Here is a 15,692-nt window from a genome sequence, read left to right as displayed (position 1 = left end):
GTAGCACAAGTTAGCCATGTGTCCCTGGCTGATCGATTTGTGCGTCCAGCAAAGCCATGAAAGCCCGTGCCGCGTTCGACAGCGTCCGTTCTGTGTGCAGGATATAGCCTAGCTGGCGAGTGAGCTGTATGCCCGGCAAAGGGATGCGCGCCACCTGCTCATCAAGCATGGTGCGCGGCAACACGCTCCAGGCCAGGCCGATGGACACCATCATCTTGATGGTTTCGAGGTAGTTGGTGCTCATGGCGATGTTCGGCGTCAGCCCTTGAGCCTCGAACAGGCGCTGGACGATGTGGTGGGTAAAGGTGTTGCCGCCGGGGAACACCGCCGGGTGCAGGGCGATGTCTGCCAGGCTCACCGCGCCATTGCTGATCAGCGAATGTTCCGGTGCGACCACGAAATCCAGCGGGTCGTCCCACACCGGGGTGGCTTTGACCAGGGAGTGAGGTTCGGGGGCCAGGGTGATGACCGCCAGTTCCGCGCGGCCATGGAGGATTTCTTCGTAGGCCACTTCCGAATCGAGGAACTGAATATCCAGCGCTACTTGCGGGTAGCGTCGGGTGAACTCCCTTAATAAAGGCGGCAGGCGGTGCAGGCCGATGTGGTGGCTGGTGGCCAGGGTCAGGCGCCCGCTGACTTCGCCGGTCAGGTTGGTCAGGGCGCGGCGGGTGTCGTCCAGCACGTTGAGAATCTGGTAAGCCCGCGGCAACAGGGCGCGGCCAGCTTCGGTCAGGCCGACTTCGCGGCCCAGCCGATCGAACAGCCGCACTTTCAACTGTTGTTCCAGCCCGGCGATGCGTTTGCTGATCGCCGGTTGCGTCAGGTGCAGTCGTTCTCCCGCGCCAGAGAAGCTGCCGGTCTCGGCAATCGCGATAAAAGCATTAAGGTTGGCGAGGTCCATTGCGGTATTCCAGATGGTTATCCAAAGCATAAAAAATATGAATTTGAGTTATTTAATGTAACCCCCTAGGATCGACCTCACAAGCCAAAGGGTTATTGAGTCGTTCAAACCCGGGGCATAGAAACAAATGATGAGGAAACCGTCTGATGGCCGGCAAAACGCTCTACGACAAGCTCTGGGATTCGCATTTGGTCAAACAGCGCGACGATGGTTCTGCGCTGATCTACATCGACCGTCACATCATCCATGAAGTGACCTCGCCGCAAGCCTTCGAAGGCCTGCGCCTGGCCGGGCGCAAGCCTTGGCGCATCGATGCCAATATCGCGACCCCGGACCATAACGTACCGACCACACCGGAGCGCAAGGGCGGCATCGAAGCGATTGCGGACCAGGTCTCGCGTCTGCAGGTTCAGACCCTCGACGACAACTGCGATGAATACGGCATTGTCGAGTTCAAGATGAACGACGTGCGCCAGGGCATCGTCCACGTCATTGGCCCGGAGCAGGGCGCCACCTTGCCGGGCATGACCGTGGTCTGCGGCGACTCCCACACCTCGACCCACGGCGCATTCGGCGCTTTGGCTCACGGTATTGGCACTTCCGAGGTCGAGCACGTGCTCGCCACCCAGTGCCTGGTCGCCCAGAAAATGAAAAATATGTTGGTGTCGGTCGAAGGCGAATTGCCGTTCGGCGTGACGGCCAAGGACATCGTGCTCGCCGTGATCGGCAAGATCGGCACGGCCGGCGGTAATGGCCACGCCATCGAGTTCGCTGGCAGCGCGATCCGCGACCTGTCGGTTGAAGGGCGCATGACCATCTGCAACATGTCCATTGAAGCCGGCGCACGCGTGGGCCTGGTGGCGGCGGATGAAAAAACCGTGGCCTACGTCAAGGGCCGTCCATTTGCTCCGAAAGGCGCGGAGTGGGACTTGGCTGTCGAGGCGTGGAAAGACCTGGTGTCTGACGCGGACTCGAAGTTCGACACCGTCGTCGAGCTCGATGCCACGCAGATCAAGCCGCAAGTCAGCTGGGGCACTTCGCCGGAGATGGTCCTGGCCGTTGATCAAAACGTGCCAGACCCGGCTCAGGAACCGGACCTGGTCAAGCGCGGCTCCATCGAGCGCGCCTTGAAATACATGGGCCTGACTGCCAATCAGGCGATTACTGATATCCAGCTGGACCGCGTGTTCATCGGCTCCTGCACCAACTCGCGCATCGAAGATTTGCGCGCCGCTGCCGTGATCGCCAAGGGCCGCAAAGTGGCGTCGACCATCAAGCAGGCCATCGTGGTGCCGGGCTCGGGCCTGGTGAAGGCGCAAGCTGAATCCGAAGGCCTGGACAAGATTTTCCTCGAGGCCGGTTTTGAATGGCGCGAGCCAGGCTGCTCGATGTGCCTGGCGATGAACCCGGACCGTCTGGAGTCGGGCGAGCATTGCGCGTCCACCTCGAACCGCAACTTCGAAGGCCGTCAGGGTGCCGGTGGTCGTACCCACCTGGTGAGCCCGGCCATGGCCGCCGCCGCCGCAGTAAACGGTCGTTTCGTCGACGTCCGTGAATTGATCTAAAGGAGCGCAGAATGAGAGCTTTTACCCAGCACACTGGACTTGTCGCGCCTCTGGATCGTGCCAACGTCGACACCGATCAGATCATCCCGAAGCAGTTCCTCAAGTCGATCAAGCGCACGGGTTTCGGCCCGAACCTGTTCGACGAATGGCGCTACCTGGATGTGGGGCAGCCGTATCAGGACAATTCCAAGCGTCCGTTGAACAAGGACTTCGTGCTTAACGCCGAACGTTATCAGGGCGCCAGTGTACTGCTGGCCCGTGAGAACTTCGGTTGCGGCTCCAGCCGTGAACACGCGCCGTGGGCCCTTGAAGAATATGGCTTTCGCAGCATCATCGCGCCGAGCTACGCCGACATTTTCTTCAACAACAGCTTCAAGAATGGCTTGTTGCCGATCATCTTGAGCGACGCTGAAGTCGATGAGCTTTTCCAGCAGGTTGAAGCCAACCCTGGGTACCAGTTGCAGGTTGATCTGCAAGCGCAGACGGTGACTCGCCCGGATGGCAAGGTGCTGAGCTTCGAGATCGATGCGTTCCGCAAGCATTGCCTGCTCAATGGCCTGGACGATATTGGCCTGACGTTGATGGACCACGAGGCAATTGCGTCGTTTGAAGCCAAGCACCGCGCGAGCCAGCCTTGGTTGTTTCGCGACGCATAAGTTTGCGTAAGGCGTGATGACGCCATCGCCAGCAGGCTGGCTCCCACATTGGATGTGCGGCGTTCACAAAACCCTGTGGGAGCGAGCCTGCTCGCGATGAGGCCCGAATAAACAACACAAAGACTCACCCCAAAAAGGAAGTCCCCATGACCAGCACCGCCCAGCACAGCCAGGTAGTCCAGAAGCAATTCGGTGAACAGGCCTCGGCCTATCTGAGTAGCGCCGTCCACGCTCAAGGCACTGAATTCGCTTTGCTACAGGCTGAATTGGCGGGGCAGGGCAACGCCCGCGTGCTGGACTTGGGATGCGGTGCCGGTCATGTCAGCTTCCAGGTGGCGCCACTGGTCAAGGAAGTAGTGGCGTACGACCTGTCGCAGCAAATGCTCGATGTGGTCACCGCCGCGGCTGTCGATCGTGGTCTGGGCAATGTCACCACCGTCAATGGTGCCGCCGAGCGCCTGCCGTTTGCCGATGGCGAGTTCGAATTCGTCTTCAGTCGGTACTCGGCGCACCATTGGAGCGATCTCGGTGTGGCGTTGCGGGAAGTTCGGCGGGTGCTTAAACCGGGTGGCGTGGCCGCGTTCATCGATGTGTTGTCACCGGGCAGTCCGTTGTTCGACACTTACCTGCAAAGCGTTGAAGTGCTGCGCGACACCAGCCATGTGCGCGATTATTCCGCCGGCGAGTGGTTGCGCCAGGTCAGCGAGGCAGGGTTGCACACCCGCAGCACCACGCGTCAACGCCTGCGCCTGGAATACAGCAGCTGGGTTGAGCGCATGCGCACACCCCAGGTGATGCGCGCCGCGATCCGCGAGTTGCAGCAGGCGATGGGCAGCGAGGTGCGCGAGTATTTCGAGATTGAGGCCGATGGTTCGTTCAGCACCGACGTGCTGGTGCTGTTCGCCGAAAAATGAGTCACGCAACGATAGAATTTTTCCGGGTGTGCTCCAAGGGCGCACCGACTGATGACAAGAGGAAAGCATGAGCAAGCAGATTCTGATTCTCCCAGGTGACGGTATTGGCCCGGAAATCATGGCCGAAGCGGTCAAGGTCCTGGCATTGGCCAGCGACAAGTTCAACCTGGGTTTCGAGCTGAGCCACGACGTGATCGGCGGTGCTGCCATCGACAAGCATGGCGTGCCCCTGGCTGACGAAACCCTGGAGCGTGCCCGCGCGGCCGACGCTGTGCTGCTGGGCGCCGTGGGCGGCCCGAAATGGGACACCATCGAGCGTGACATCCGCCCTGAGCGCGGCCTGCTGAAAATCCGTGCGCAACTGGGCCTGTTCGGCAACCTGCGCCCGGCGATCCTCTACCCGCAACTGGCCGAGGCTTCGAGCCTGAAGCCGGAAATCGTCGCGGGCCTGGATATCCTGATCGTTCGCGAACTGACCGGCGGCATCTACTTCGGCGCGCCACGCGGCACCCGCACCCTGGAAAACGGCGAGCGCCAGGCCTACGACACCCTGCCATACAGCGAAAGCGAAATCCGCCGTATTGCCCGTGTCGGTTTCGACATGGCCATGGTGCGTGGCAAGAAGCTGTGCTCGGTGGACAAGGCCAACGTTCTGGCATCCAGCCAGCTGTGGCGTGAAATCGTCGAGCAAGTGGCCAAGGACTACCCTGAAGTCGAGCTGAGCCACATGTACGTCGACAACGCTGCCATGCAGCTGGTGCGCGCACCCAAGCAGTTCGACGTGATCGTCACCGACAACCTGTTCGGCGACATCCTGTCCGACCAGGCGTCGATGCTCACCGGGTCCATCGGCATGCTGCCATCGGCGTCCCTGGACACCAACAACAAGGGCATGTACGAGCCTTGCCACGGTTCGGCGCCGGACATCGCAGGCCAAGGCATTGCCAACCCGTTGGCGACCATCCTGTCGGTGTCGATGATGCTGCGTTACAGCTTCAACCAGCAGGTTGCGGCCGATGCCATCGAAAAAGTAGTCAGCCTGGTTCTGGACCAGGGGCTGCGCACCGGCGACATCTGGTCGACCGGTTGCACTAAAGTCGGAACGCAGGAAATGGGTGACGCAGTAGTCGCCGCGCTGCGGAATCTGTAATCTCTCGGGCCCGCTGCCACTTTCAACTTCGAAAGCAGCGGCCCACTTTTTAAAGAAGGTGTAGTTGCGATGAAACGTGTAGGTCTGATCGGTTGGCGCGGTATGGTCGGTTCCGTGCTCATGCAGCGGATGCTGGAAGAGCAGGATTTCGATCTTATCGAGCCGGTGTTTTTCACCACTTCGAATGTCGGTGGCCAAGGCCCGTCCGTGGGCAAGGACATTGCTCCGCTCAAGGACGCTTACAGCATTGAAGAGCTGAAGACCCTCGACGTGATTCTGACCTGCCAGGGTGGCGACTACACCAGCGAAGTCTTCCCGAAACTGCGCGAAGCCGGCTGGCAGGGTTACTGGATCGACGCCGCTTCCAGCCTGCGCATGCAGGATGACGCGGTGATTGTGCTGGACCCGGTGAATCGCAAGGTCATCGACCAGCAGCTCGATGCGGGCACCAAGAACTACATCGGCGGCAACTGCACAGTCAGCCTGATGCTGATGGGCCTGGGCGGCCTGTTCGAAGCCGGCCTGGTGGAGTGGATGAGCGCCATGACGTATCAGGCGGCTTCCGGTGCCGGCGCGCAGAACATGCGTGAGCTGATCAAGCAGATGGGCGCGACCCACGCCGCTGTCGCCGATCAACTGGCTGACCCGGCAAGCGCGATCCTCGACATCGACCGTCGTGTGGCCGAAGCGATGCGCAGCGACGCGTACCCGACCGAAAACTTTGGCGTACCGCTGGCCGGCAGCCTGATCCCGTGGATCGACAAGGAACTGCCGAACGGTCAGAGCCGTGAAGAGTGGAAAGCCCAGGCCGAGACCAACAAGATCCTCGGTCGCTTCAAGAGCCCGATCCCGGTGGACGGCATCTGCGTGCGCATCGGCGCCATGCGCTGCCACAGCCAGGCGCTGACCATCAAGCTGAACAAAGACGTGCCGATCGCCGATATCGAAGGGCTGATCAGCCAGCACAACCCGTGGGTCAAGCTGGTGCCGAACAACCGTGAAGCCAGCATTCAGGAACTGAGCCCGACCAAGGTCACCGGCACCCTGAATGTACCGGTGGGCCGTCTGCGCAAGCTGAACATGGGTTCGCAGTTCGTCGGCGCATTCACCGTGGGCGACCAGCTGTTGTGGGGCGCCGCGGAACCGCTGCGGCGCATGCTGCGAATCCTGCTTGAGCGTTGATCGACTGAAGTAAACAAAGAGCCCGTGCCTTGAAAGAGGTGCGGGTTTTTTTATGAAATTGCCTGCGCCCCCACCACCCGGTAAAGTGCCGCTCCCCCCGTTCCGCCAGAGGTAGCACCATGACCCAGTCCTTTGATATTGCCGTAATTGGCGCCACCGGAACGGTCGGCGAAACGCTGGTGCAGATCCTCGAAGAGCGCGACTTCCCGGCGGGCAACCTGCACCTGCTCGCCAGCAGCGAGTCAGCCGGGCATTCGGTGCCGTTTCGCGGCAAGAACGTGCGGGTGCGTGAAGTCGACGAGTTCGACTTCAGCAAGGTCCAACTGGTGTTCTTCGCCGCCGGCCCCGCTGTCACCCTCAGTTTCGCATCGCGCGCCACGGCTGCCGGGTGCTCGGTGATCGACTTGTCCGGCGCCTTGCCGGCCGATCAGGCTCCGCAAGTGGTGCCCGAAGCCAACGCCCACCTGCTCGACGGGATGAAAACTCCGTTTCAGGTCAGCAGCCCTAGCCCGTCGGCCACCACGCTGGCCGTGGTGCTGGCACCCTTACTGGGCATTATCGACCTGCAGCGCATCAATCTGACCGCTTGCCTCGCTGTGTCAGCCCAGGGCCGCGAAGCCGTCACCGAGTTGGCCCGGCAGACCGCCGAGCTGCTCAATGTGCGCCCTCTGGAGCCCAGCTTCTTTGATCGGCAGATGGCATTCAACCTGCTGGCCCAAGTCGGCAAGCCTGACGAGCAGGGCCACACGCAGCTGGAAAAACGCCTGGTACGCGAAGTGCGTCAGGTCATGGCGCTGCCTTCGTTGAAAATTTCCGTCACCTGCATTCAAGCCCCGGTGTTTTTCGGCGATAGCTATAGCGTGACCCTGCAGACTGCAGGCGAGGTCGATCTGGCGCAAGTCAACGCGGCCCTGGACGATGCGCCCGGGATTGAGCTGGTCGAGGCCGGTGATTACCCGACTGCGGTCGGTGACGCAGTAGGGCAGGACGTTGTCTATGTCGGCCGGGTTCGCCGGGGAATCGACGACCCGTCGGAACTAAATCTGTGGCTGACGTCAGATAACGTACGCAAAGGTGCGGCCCTCAATGCAGTGCAGGTGGCCGAATTGTTGATAAAAGACCTTTCGTAAAAGATACTTGCCAATAATTTGTCGACTGAATGCTGTCGGGCGCTATGCTTGCCCGCAGTGGTCGACAGCGCGGTTCAAACTAAGGATGAGGCTATGGTTCAAGTTCGCAAACTGGTGTTAGCAATAGCGGCCGCCTCGGCGCTGTCCTCCGGTATGGCGCATGCCCTCGGGCTCGGGGAGTTGACCCTGAAGTCCACCCTGAACCAGCCGCTGGTCGCGGAGATCGAGCTCCTCGATATCAAGGAGCTGACAGCGGCCGAAGTGGTGCCTAGCCTTGCTTCGGCAGAAGATTTCGCCAAGGCCGGGGTCGATCGCCAGGCGTTTCTGAACGACCTGACCTTTACCCCGGTGCTCAACCCCGGCGGCAAAAGCATCCTGCGCGTCACGTCGAGCAAGCCATTGTCCGAGCCGATGGTGAAATTCCTCGTGCAGGTCATGTGGCCCAACGGCCGCTTGCTGCGCGACTACAGCGTATTGCTCGACCCATCCAAGTTCTCTCCGCAGACCGCTGATGCCGCTGCGCAGCCAGCGCCGAGCCAAACTGTCACCGCACCGGTCACGGGTGCGACCAAGCCGACCGAGTACACCACCACTCGCCGCGACACCCTGTGGGAAATCGCCGCGAAGGCGCGCAACGGCGGTTCGGTGCAGCAGACCATGCTGGCGATCCAGGCGCTCAACCCGGATGCGTTTATCGACGGCAACATCAACCGATTGAAAACCGGGCAGGTGCTGCGTCTGCCAGACCAGGGGCAGAGCACCAGCCTGCCGCAATCCAAAGCCATCGCCGAAGTCGCCGCGCAGAACACCGCCTGGCGTCAGGGCCGTCGTTATGCGCCGCAGCCCGGTGCCGGGCAGCAGCAGCTCGACGCGACCAATCGTCCTCGCGGTGACGCCCCTTCAACGCAGGCTGCCCGGGATAACCTCAGCCTGGTCTCGGCCGAAGCCGGCAAGGCCGGTGCGAAAGGCGCGGGGGGCGACGCGAAGAATTTGAGCAACAAGCTGGCGGTGACCCAGGAAAGCCTCGACACCACCCGTCGGGACAACGAAGAACTGAAAAGCCGCATGGCCGATCTGCAGAGCCAGCTGGACAAGCTGCAGAAGCTGATCGAACTGAAGAACAATCAGCTGGCCAAGTTGCAGGCAGAAGGAGGTCAGGACGCGCCTGCGGATGTGGCGGCTGCCCCGGCGATCAACGCCGAACTGGCCACCGATCCTGCAGTGACTGCTCCGGAACAGGGCCTGGCACCAGAAACCGTGCCACCAGCACCCGCAGCGACCCCCGAAGCTACACCGGTGGTCGAGGACAAGCCGGTCGAGCCTGCACCGGCGACGGCGACGGCCACGGACGAGCAGAAATACAACGACCTGCTGACCAACCCGTGGCTTCTGGGCATGGTTGGCGGTGGGGCAATCGTTCTGCTGCTCCTGCTGTTGCTGCTGGCCCGTCGCCGCAAGGCCCAGCAGGAAGCTGAGAAACACCTGCGCATGGCTCGCGCCTTGTCCGAAGAGCAAGAGTTCTCGGTCGATCACGATCTGCCGGAAAGCAGCTTCGAAGGCCTGGAAGTTCCACCGCCGAGCGTGAAAATGGCGACTATGCCCGAGCCGACTCCGGCGCCAGCACCTGCACCCGCGCCGGTAATCGCTCCGGTGATCGTTACTCCACCCATCGCAGCGCCACTGATCTCGCCAGCTGCAGAGCACTCCGACGACGTCTTGCCCCGGGCTCAGTCGCATATCAACGCCGGTCGGTTCAACCAGGCGGGCGCGTTGCTGGAAGACGGCATCAAGCAAGAGCCTCAGCGCAGCGACTTGCGCCTCAAGCTGATGGAAATCTACGGCCGGCAGGGCGATCGCGAAGCCTTCGTCGCTCAGGAGCGCAAGCTGGTAGCCAATGGCGATAACTACGCCCAGGTCGAACAGCTCAAAAGCCGCTTCCCGGCCATGGCGATGGTCGCCGCGGGCGGTATTGCTGCCGCAGCCCTGGCTGCGCAAATGGATGCGCAGTACGTCAAGGACCTGATGCTGGACGAGCCACAGGAACCAGCCGCAGAGCCGGCGCCGGTGGCTGATGAGGCGCTGGACGAAAGCTTCGACCTGAGCCTGGATGACCTGGAAGCCGCCTCTCCATCAGTGGTTGCACCCGAAATTGAGCCGGATGCCCTTGGTGAGCTGGACGAATTCCCGTCCGACGATGACCTGAGCTTCCAGTCGGTGTTGCAACAGCAGACCGAGATCAAGGAAAACCTCGACGACCTGTCGGATTTCGATCTGGACATGGACCTCGGCGGTGATACCTCCCCGGCGATCCTGGCCGAGGATGACTTCCTCCTGGACCTGGACGAAGGCGCCAAGGACCTGCCTGTCGCTGACGTGCCAGGTACTCCCGAAGTGCCGCAGGACGACCTGGAACTGCCGGATGACTTCGACCTGTCGCTGGCTGACGAGATGGATGCGCAGGGTACGTCTGAAGCCTTGCCTGCTGAACCGGACGACCTGAGCGCCGAACTGGATCGTCTGTCCCGGGATATCAGCGCGCCGACCTTTACCGCCGACGACGCGCTGGTTTCCGCAGACGACGAGCCCGAGTTCGATTTCCTCTCGGGCACCGACGAAGTCGCAACCAAGCTCGACCTGGCCCAGGCCTACATCGACATGGGCGACAGCGATGGTGCGCGCGATATCCTCAATGAGGTCGTGAGCGAAGGCGATGACGGGCAGAAGAGCGAAGCGAAGGACATGCTGTCGCGGCTGGTTTGATGAATAGGGCGTGAACAACAGCGGCAGCCATTGAGGCTGCCGTTTTTTGTTATAGAAGACGATCTTTTGACTTTGGCTGGCATCCCCGCCCCACAGCCTTATAATGCCCGCCTTTGCGCACATCAGCAGGCTGTCACCCCTTGGCAAATATAGATAATCCGGCCGCCGAAATGGTGCCTGAAGGTTTTTTCCGCATCGCACTGGGCGTCGAGTACAAAGGTTCGCGCTATCGCGGCTGGCAGCGTCAGGCCTCCGGCGTGCTCACCGTGCAGGAAACCCTGGAAAATGCCCTGTCGAAAGTCGCCAACTCACCGGTCTCGCTGCTCTGCGCCGGGCGCACTGATGCCGGTGTGCACGCTTGTGGCCAGGTGGTGCACTTCGACACCCAGGTCGAGCGCTCGATGAAAGCCTGGGTCATGGGCGCCAACATCAACTTGCCCCACGACGTCAGCGTCAGCTGGGCCAAGGTCATGCCTGCGCATTTTCACGCGCGGTTCAAGGCCATCGCCCGGCGCTATCGCTACGTTATCTACAACGATCAGATCCGCCCGGCCCACCTGAACGAAGAGATCACCTGGAACCACCGGCCGCTGGACGTCGAACGCATGGCCGAAGCGGCGCAATACCTGGTCGGCACTCATGACTTCAGCGCCTTCCGCGCCGGCCAGTGCCAGGCCAAGTCTCCGGTCAAGAAACTGCACCACCTGCGCGTCACTCGCCACGGCAAGATGATCGTGCTGGACATCCGTGCCAGCGCGTTCCTGCACCACATGGTGCGCAACATTGCCGGCGTGTTGATGACCATTGGCGCCGGCGAGCGTCCGGTGGAGTGGATGAAGCAAGTGCTGGAAAGCCGCATCCGTCGCTCTGGCGGGGTAACAGCACATCCGTTCGGGCTGTATCTGGTGCAGGTGGAATACCGCGACGAGTTCCAGTTGCCCGAGCGTTACATTGGCCCACACTTCCTTACCGGTTTCGCCGAACTTGACGGCTGACGCCCTCGAACGCATTTGTTACCATCCGGGACTTTCCCGGAATTAGCTTGGGGTTATATCGACATGTCAGCCGTTCGCAGCAAGATTTGCGGGATCACCCGCTTAGAGGATGCGCTGGCAGCGGTCGAGGCGGGGGCGGATGCCATAGGTTTTGTGTTCTATGCCAAGAGCCCGCGCGCCGTTACCTTTCAGCAGGCACGCTCGATCATCCAGGCACTGCCTCCGTTCGTGACCACCGTTGGCCTTTTCGTCAACGCCAGTCGCTGCGAGCTGGGGGAAATCCTCGACGCCGTGCCGCTGGACCTGCTGCAATTCCACGGCGATGAGACCGCGGCCGAGTGTGAGGGCTGGCATCGACCGTATATCAAGGCGCTGCGGGTCAAGGCCGGCGATGATATTGCGGCAGCCTGCAATGCATTTCCGAGCGCCAGCGGTATTCTGCTCGATGCCTATGTCGAAGGCGTGCCGGGCGGAACCGGGCAGGCGTTCGACTGGTCTCTGATTCCCCAAGGCCTGCGCAAGCCGATCATCCTGGCGGGCGGCTTGACACCGGATAACGTCGCCGAGGCGGTCAGCCGAGTGCGGCCTTACGCGGTGGACGTCAGCGGCGGGGTGGAAGCGAGCAAAGGCATCAAGGATCACGCAAGGATTCACGCATTCATCAACGCGGTACGCGGCACGTTGATGTGACGGCTGGCAGACTGCCGCCGTCCACAGGCATGGCTGAGGGTTTTTGGGTGGTACGCAGGTCACGATTCTCTGATCCGGCCATCCATGGATCATCGCCGCACATATGAATTTAGCTCAAGGGCATACGCGGGGCTGCGAACCAAAGCGTTCGAGCCGCCGGTACTGGAGAAAGAAAGCATGAGCAACTGGTTGGTAGACAAACTGATCCCTTCGATCATGCGTTCCGAGGTCAAGAAGAGCTCGGTGCCTGAAGGTCTATGGCACAAATGCCCATCTTGCGAGGCGGTGCTTTACCGTCCGGAGCTGGAAAAGACCCTGGATGTTTGCCCAAAGTGCAATCACCACATGCGTATCGGCGCACGCGCACGCATCGACATCTTCCTCGACGCTGAAGGCCGTGCCGAACTGGGCGCTGACCTGGAGCCAGTGGACCGTCTCAAGTTCCGCGACGGCAAAAAGTACAAGGACCGCCTGGTCGCAGCCCAGAAAGCCACCGGCGAGAAAGATGCGCTGGTGTCCATGAGCGGCACCCTGCTGGGCATGCCGGTGGTGGTTTCGGCGTTCGAATTCTCCTTCATGGGCGGTTCCATGGGTGCCATCGTGGGCGAGCGCTTCGTTCGCGCCGCCAACTACGCCCTGGAAAACAAATGCCCGATGATCTGCTTTGCCGCTTCCGGTGGCGCGCGGATGCAGGAAGCGCTGATTTCCCTGATGCAAATGGCCAAGACCTCCGCGGTACTGGCGCGTCTGCGTGAAGAAGGCATTCCGTTCATCTCCGTACTGACGGACCCGGTGTACGGTGGTGTTTCCGCCAGCCTGGCGATGCTGGGCGACGTGATCGTCGGCGAGCCAAAGGCCCTGATCGGCTTCGCCGGCCCGCGCGTGATCGAGCAGACCGTGCGCGAAAAACTGCCGGAAGGCTTCCAGCGCAGCGAATTCCTGCTGGAGCACGGTGCGATCGACATGATCATTCACCGTCAGGAACTGCGTCCACGCCTGGGCAACCTGCTGGCACAGATGATGGGCCTGCCGACGCCGAAGTTCGTCGCCGCGCCAATCGAGCCAATCGTGGTTCCGCCGGTGCCTGCCAACATATGACCCAACGTACCCTTGGCGAGTGGCTCGCCTACCTGGAACAGTTGCACCCTTCGGCCATCGACATGGGGCTGGAGCGCTCGCAACAGGTAGCGTCCCGCATGGGACTGGGCAAGCCGGCGCCTCGGGTGATCACGGTCACCGGCACCAACGGCAAGGGGTCTACCTGTGCGTTCGTGGCTTCATTGCTGCGCGCGCAGGGCCTTAAAGTCGGTGTCTACAATTCTCCGCACCTGCTGCGTTACAACGAGCGGGTGCAGGTCAACGGCGTCGAAGCGACTGACGCCGAGCTGTGCCAGGCCTTCGCGGCAGTCGAGGCAGGCCGTGGCGATACCTCCCTGACTTATTTCGAAATGGGCACCCTGGCGGCGTTCTGGCTGTTCCAGCAGTCGGGGCTGGATGCCGTGGTGCTCGAGGTCGGCCTGGGCGGGCGCCTGGATACGGTCAACGTGGTGGACGCGGACATGGCGCTGGTCACCAGCATCGGCGTCGACCACGCCGATTACCTGGGTGATACCCGCGAGTCCGTGGCCTACGAAAAAGCCGGCATCTTCCGCCAGGGCGCCCCCGCGCTCTGTGGCGATCTGAATCCTCCGCAACCTCTGCTGGACAAAGCCCGCGAGCTGGCCTGCCCGTTTTTCCTGCGTGGGCGTGACTTCGACCTGGGTGTCACCGATCACCACTGGCAATGGCGCGGTCTTGACAGCCAGGGCCGGGTAGTCGAACTGCGGGACCTGCCCCTGCTGGACCTGCCGATGGAGAACGCTGCGCTGGCCTTGCAGGCTTATCTGCTGCTGGGTCTGCCTTGGGTAGAGGCACAGATCATTGAAGCCTTGAAGGCGACTCGCGTGGTGGGGCGCCTCGACCGTCGGGCGTTCGACTGGCAGGGCAAACGTCTGCACCTGTTGCTCGACGTGGGGCATAATCCTCATGCGGCCGAATACCTGGCTCGCCGTCTGTCCAGTCGTCCGCCAGTCGGCAAGCGTCTGGCAGTGTTCGGCTTGCTCGCGGACAAGGATCTGGACGGTGTCGTTGGCCAGTTGAATGCCAGTGTCGACCATTGGGCGGTTGCGCCGCTGGATTCGCCCCGGGCGCGCCCGGTGGCTGATTTAGAAGAGGCGCTGCAGAACCTTGGCGCTTCAGTAACGTCCTATGCCAGCGTGGCCGCCGCCCTGGAAGGGCAGTGCGCACGAGCGACGAGCGACGACGAAATTCTGTTGTTCGGATCATTTTATTGTGTCGCCGAGGCCCTTGAGTGGTTGGCCCGGCGCTCCACGGAGGAAGCGGCAAATGGCATTGCTGGATAAGGCTTACAAACAACGCATGGTCGGCGCCCTGGTGCTGGTCGCGCTGGCAGTGATTTTCCTGCCGATGCTGTTTTCCCGTCAGGATGAGCAGCGGCAGGTGACTGTCGAGGCGCCTGCTGCCCCGCAAGCGCCTTCGGTGCCTCAGGTGCAGATCGAGCCGGTGGTCGTACCTGAGCCTCAGGTGCTGCCGCAGGAGCCGGTGCCGAGCGACGAAGAAATCGCCGAGCAGCAAGCGCCGTCGACGCCAATCGCCCCTGTGGTGCCCGTCGCCCCTGCGCCGGCCCCGGCAGCCAAGCCAGTCGCGCCAGCCCCGGCACCCGTGCCGGCATTGGCCGCCAAGCCAAGCACGCCACCGGCCCAGCCAATCACGGCGACGCCCGGCAAGCCGGACACCAGCCAAAGCCGCGTCGATGCCAATGGCCTGTCGGTCAGCTGGTCGGTGCAACTGGCCAGCCTGTCGAACCGTGCCAGTGCCGAAAGCCTGCAGAAATCCCTGCGAGCCCAGGGCTATAACGCCTACATTCGCACCGCTGATGGCAAGAATCGGGTATTTGTCGGGCCGCTGATCGAGCGCGCCGAGGCCGACCGTTTGCGCGATTTGTTGAGCCGCCAGCAGAACCTCAAGGGGTTTGTGGTGCGTTTCCAGCCCGAGCGCGGTTAAAAACTATCGCTGCGATTGAAATGCACTGCTAATCGCAGCTTACCGACAGGCATGCGCTCTGCTAAAATGCGCCGCCTTATCCGTCTGTAGGCTGCACTGTGCCATTTACCTGGGTTGATTGGGCGATCGTTGCAATTGTCGCCATCTCCGCATTGATCAGTCTTAGCCGCGGCTTCGTCAAGGAAGCATTATCGCTGGTGACCTGGATCATCGCAGGAGTCGTCGCCTGGATGTTCGGTGGTTCATTGTCCGAGTACCTCGCCGGATACATCGAAACGCCATCGGCTCGCGTGATCGCGGGCTGTGCCATCATGTTTGTCGCCACTTTGATAGTAGGCGCAATGATCAATTATCTTATCGGCGAGTTGGTACGTGTCACCGGGTTATCCGGGACCGATCGATTCCTCGGCATGGCCTTCGGCGCTGCGCGTGGCGTGTTGCTGGTGGTCGTGGCGGTCGGGCTGTTGAGCCTGGGGCCGGTACAGCAGGACGGGTGGTGGAAAGAATCACAGCTCGTACCAAAGTTTCTATTGGTCGCAGACTGGTCCAAGAACCTGATTCTCGGGTGGAGCAGTCAGTGGCTTGCCAGCGGTATCAGCGTACCCGCTGAGATACCGTTCAAGGAGCAACTCTTGCCGACGGCCAAAACGCCGCAGTGAGTGTTGCTCAGTTCAGATCCATTAAGT

At 61.6% G+C, this 15,692-nt stretch carries 14 protein-coding genes; 13 read left to right on the top strand and 1 reads right to left on the bottom strand.

The annotated features are described in order from the left end of the window. Positions 1-10 precede the first annotated feature (10 nt). On the bottom strand, positions 11-901 hold the full coding sequence (locus IMW75_RS16760) for a LysR family transcriptional regulator (RefSeq protein ID WP_045057953.1): 891 nt from the start codon (positions 899-901) through the stop codon (positions 11-13). 146 nt (positions 902-1,047) lie between these two features. Here IMW75_RS16760 and leuC point away from each other — a divergent pair, with 146 nt between their 5' ends. The 13 genes from leuC to IMW75_RS16695 all read left to right on the top strand — a co-directional run bounded on the left by leuC (position 1,048) and on the right by IMW75_RS16695 (position 15,665). Next, positions 1,048-2,466 (top strand): 3-isopropylmalate dehydratase large subunit, encoded by a 1,419-nt coding sequence (gene leuC, locus IMW75_RS16755; protein ID WP_045057952.1) that lies wholly within the window; start codon positions 1,048-1,050, stop codon positions 2,464-2,466. An 11-nt stretch (positions 2,467-2,477) separates the two neighbouring features. Continuing rightward, on the top strand, positions 2,478-3,122 hold the full coding sequence (gene leuD, locus IMW75_RS16750; protein WP_122838208.1) for a 3-isopropylmalate dehydratase small subunit: 645 nt from the start codon (positions 2,478-2,480) through the stop codon (positions 3,120-3,122). Positions 3,123-3,268: 146 nt separating this feature from the next. Continuing rightward, the gene (locus IMW75_RS16745) at positions 3,269-4,036 is read left to right on the top strand and encodes a class I SAM-dependent methyltransferase (protein WP_205893210.1); all 768 of its coding nucleotides are present in this window, start codon (positions 3,269-3,271) and stop codon (positions 4,034-4,036) included. A gap of 67 nt (positions 4,037-4,103) precedes the next feature. Further along, a complete protein-coding gene (gene leuB / locus IMW75_RS16740; RefSeq protein ID WP_205893208.1) occupies positions 4,104-5,186 on the top strand; it encodes a 3-isopropylmalate dehydrogenase in 1,083 nt (360 codons plus the stop codon). Positions 5,187-5,255: 69 nt separating this feature from the next. Beyond that, a complete protein-coding gene (gene asd, locus IMW75_RS16735) occupies positions 5,256-6,368 on the top strand; it encodes an aspartate-semialdehyde dehydrogenase (protein WP_045057948.1) in 1,113 nt (370 codons plus the stop codon). Positions 6,369-6,487: 119 nt separating this feature from the next. Beyond that, positions 6,488-7,498 (top strand): aspartate-semialdehyde dehydrogenase, encoded by a 1,011-nt coding sequence (locus IMW75_RS16730; protein WP_205893206.1) that lies wholly within the window; start codon positions 6,488-6,490, stop codon positions 7,496-7,498. Between the two features lie 93 nt (positions 7,499-7,591). Next, positions 7,592-10,258, top strand: coding sequence for a motility hub landmark protein FimV (locus tag IMW75_RS16725; RefSeq protein ID WP_205893204.1), 2,667 nt, complete (start codon positions 7,592-7,594; stop codon positions 10,256-10,258). Between the two features lie 170 nt (positions 10,259-10,428). Continuing rightward, complete coding sequence (gene truA, locus IMW75_RS16720; protein ID WP_205893250.1) at positions 10,429-11,253, top strand: tRNA pseudouridine(38-40) synthase TruA; 825 nt, start codon at positions 10,429-10,431, stop codon at positions 11,251-11,253. Positions 11,254-11,316: 63 nt separating this feature from the next. Then, positions 11,317-11,943, top strand: coding sequence for a phosphoribosylanthranilate isomerase (locus tag IMW75_RS16715; protein WP_205893202.1), 627 nt, complete (start codon positions 11,317-11,319; stop codon positions 11,941-11,943). A gap of 177 nt (positions 11,944-12,120) precedes the next feature. Then, positions 12,121-13,041: an acetyl-CoA carboxylase, carboxyltransferase subunit beta gene (gene accD / locus IMW75_RS16710; RefSeq protein WP_045057943.1), complete on the top strand. Its 921-nt coding sequence runs from the start codon at positions 12,121-12,123 to the stop codon at positions 13,039-13,041. Beyond that, on the top strand, positions 13,038-14,345 hold the full coding sequence (gene folC / locus IMW75_RS16705; protein ID WP_205893200.1) for a bifunctional tetrahydrofolate synthase/dihydrofolate synthase: 1,308 nt from the start codon (positions 13,038-13,040) through the stop codon (positions 14,343-14,345). Before accD ends, folC begins: the two co-directional genes overlap by 4 nt. Beyond that, positions 14,329-15,006, top strand: coding sequence for an SPOR domain-containing protein (locus IMW75_RS16700; RefSeq protein WP_045057941.1), 678 nt, complete (start codon positions 14,329-14,331; stop codon positions 15,004-15,006). The genes folC and IMW75_RS16700 overlap by 17 nt, the downstream gene beginning before the upstream one ends. A gap of 98 nt (positions 15,007-15,104) precedes the next feature. Then, positions 15,105-15,665: a CvpA family protein gene (locus tag IMW75_RS16695; RefSeq protein WP_045057940.1), complete on the top strand. Its 561-nt coding sequence runs from the start codon at positions 15,105-15,107 to the stop codon at positions 15,663-15,665. Positions 15,666-15,692 lie beyond the last annotated feature (27 nt).

Origin of the sequence: Pseudomonas gregormendelii (assembly GCF_017114825.1) — a bacterium.
In the GTDB taxonomy this organism is placed as follows: Bacteria; Pseudomonadota; Gammaproteobacteria; order Pseudomonadales; family Pseudomonadaceae; genus Aquipseudomonas; species Aquipseudomonas gregormendelii.
Note: the sequence above shows the minus strand (reverse complement) of the source record. Positions and strands in the feature narration are given on the sequence as shown.

What these genes read in the sequence shown, in the direction of transcription:
- folC (WP_205893200.1), top strand. Translation starts at nt 13,038, where the DNA reads ATGACCCAACGTACCCTTGGCGAGTGGCTCGCCTACCTGGAACAGTTG.
- accD (WP_045057943.1), top strand. Translation starts at nt 12,121, where the DNA reads ATGAGCAACTGGTTGGTAGACAAACTGATCCCTTCGATCATGCGTTCC.
- asd (WP_045057948.1), top strand. Translation starts at nt 5,256, where the DNA reads ATGAAACGTGTAGGTCTGATCGGTTGGCGCGGTATGGTCGGTTCCGTG.
- IMW75_RS16760 (WP_045057953.1), bottom strand. Translation starts at nt 901, where the DNA reads ATGGACCTCGCCAACCTTAATGCTTTTATCGCGATTGCCGAGACCGGC.
- leuD (WP_122838208.1), top strand. Translation starts at nt 2,478, where the DNA reads ATGAGAGCTTTTACCCAGCACACTGGACTTGTCGCGCCTCTGGATCGT.
- IMW75_RS16730 (WP_205893206.1), top strand. Translation starts at nt 6,488, where the DNA reads ATGACCCAGTCCTTTGATATTGCCGTAATTGGCGCCACCGGAACGGTC.
- IMW75_RS16700 (WP_045057941.1), top strand. Translation starts at nt 14,329, where the DNA reads ATGGCATTGCTGGATAAGGCTTACAAACAACGCATGGTCGGCGCCCTG.
- leuB (WP_205893208.1), top strand. Translation starts at nt 4,104, where the DNA reads ATGAGCAAGCAGATTCTGATTCTCCCAGGTGACGGTATTGGCCCGGAA.
- leuC (WP_045057952.1), top strand. Translation starts at nt 1,048, where the DNA reads ATGGCCGGCAAAACGCTCTACGACAAGCTCTGGGATTCGCATTTGGTC.
- IMW75_RS16715 (WP_205893202.1), top strand. Translation starts at nt 11,317, where the DNA reads ATGTCAGCCGTTCGCAGCAAGATTTGCGGGATCACCCGCTTAGAGGAT.
- truA (WP_205893250.1), top strand. Translation starts at nt 10,429, where the DNA reads ATGGTGCCTGAAGGTTTTTTCCGCATCGCACTGGGCGTCGAGTACAAA.
- IMW75_RS16745 (WP_205893210.1), top strand. Translation starts at nt 3,269, where the DNA reads ATGACCAGCACCGCCCAGCACAGCCAGGTAGTCCAGAAGCAATTCGGT.
- IMW75_RS16725 (WP_205893204.1), top strand. Translation starts at nt 7,592, where the DNA reads ATGGTTCAAGTTCGCAAACTGGTGTTAGCAATAGCGGCCGCCTCGGCG.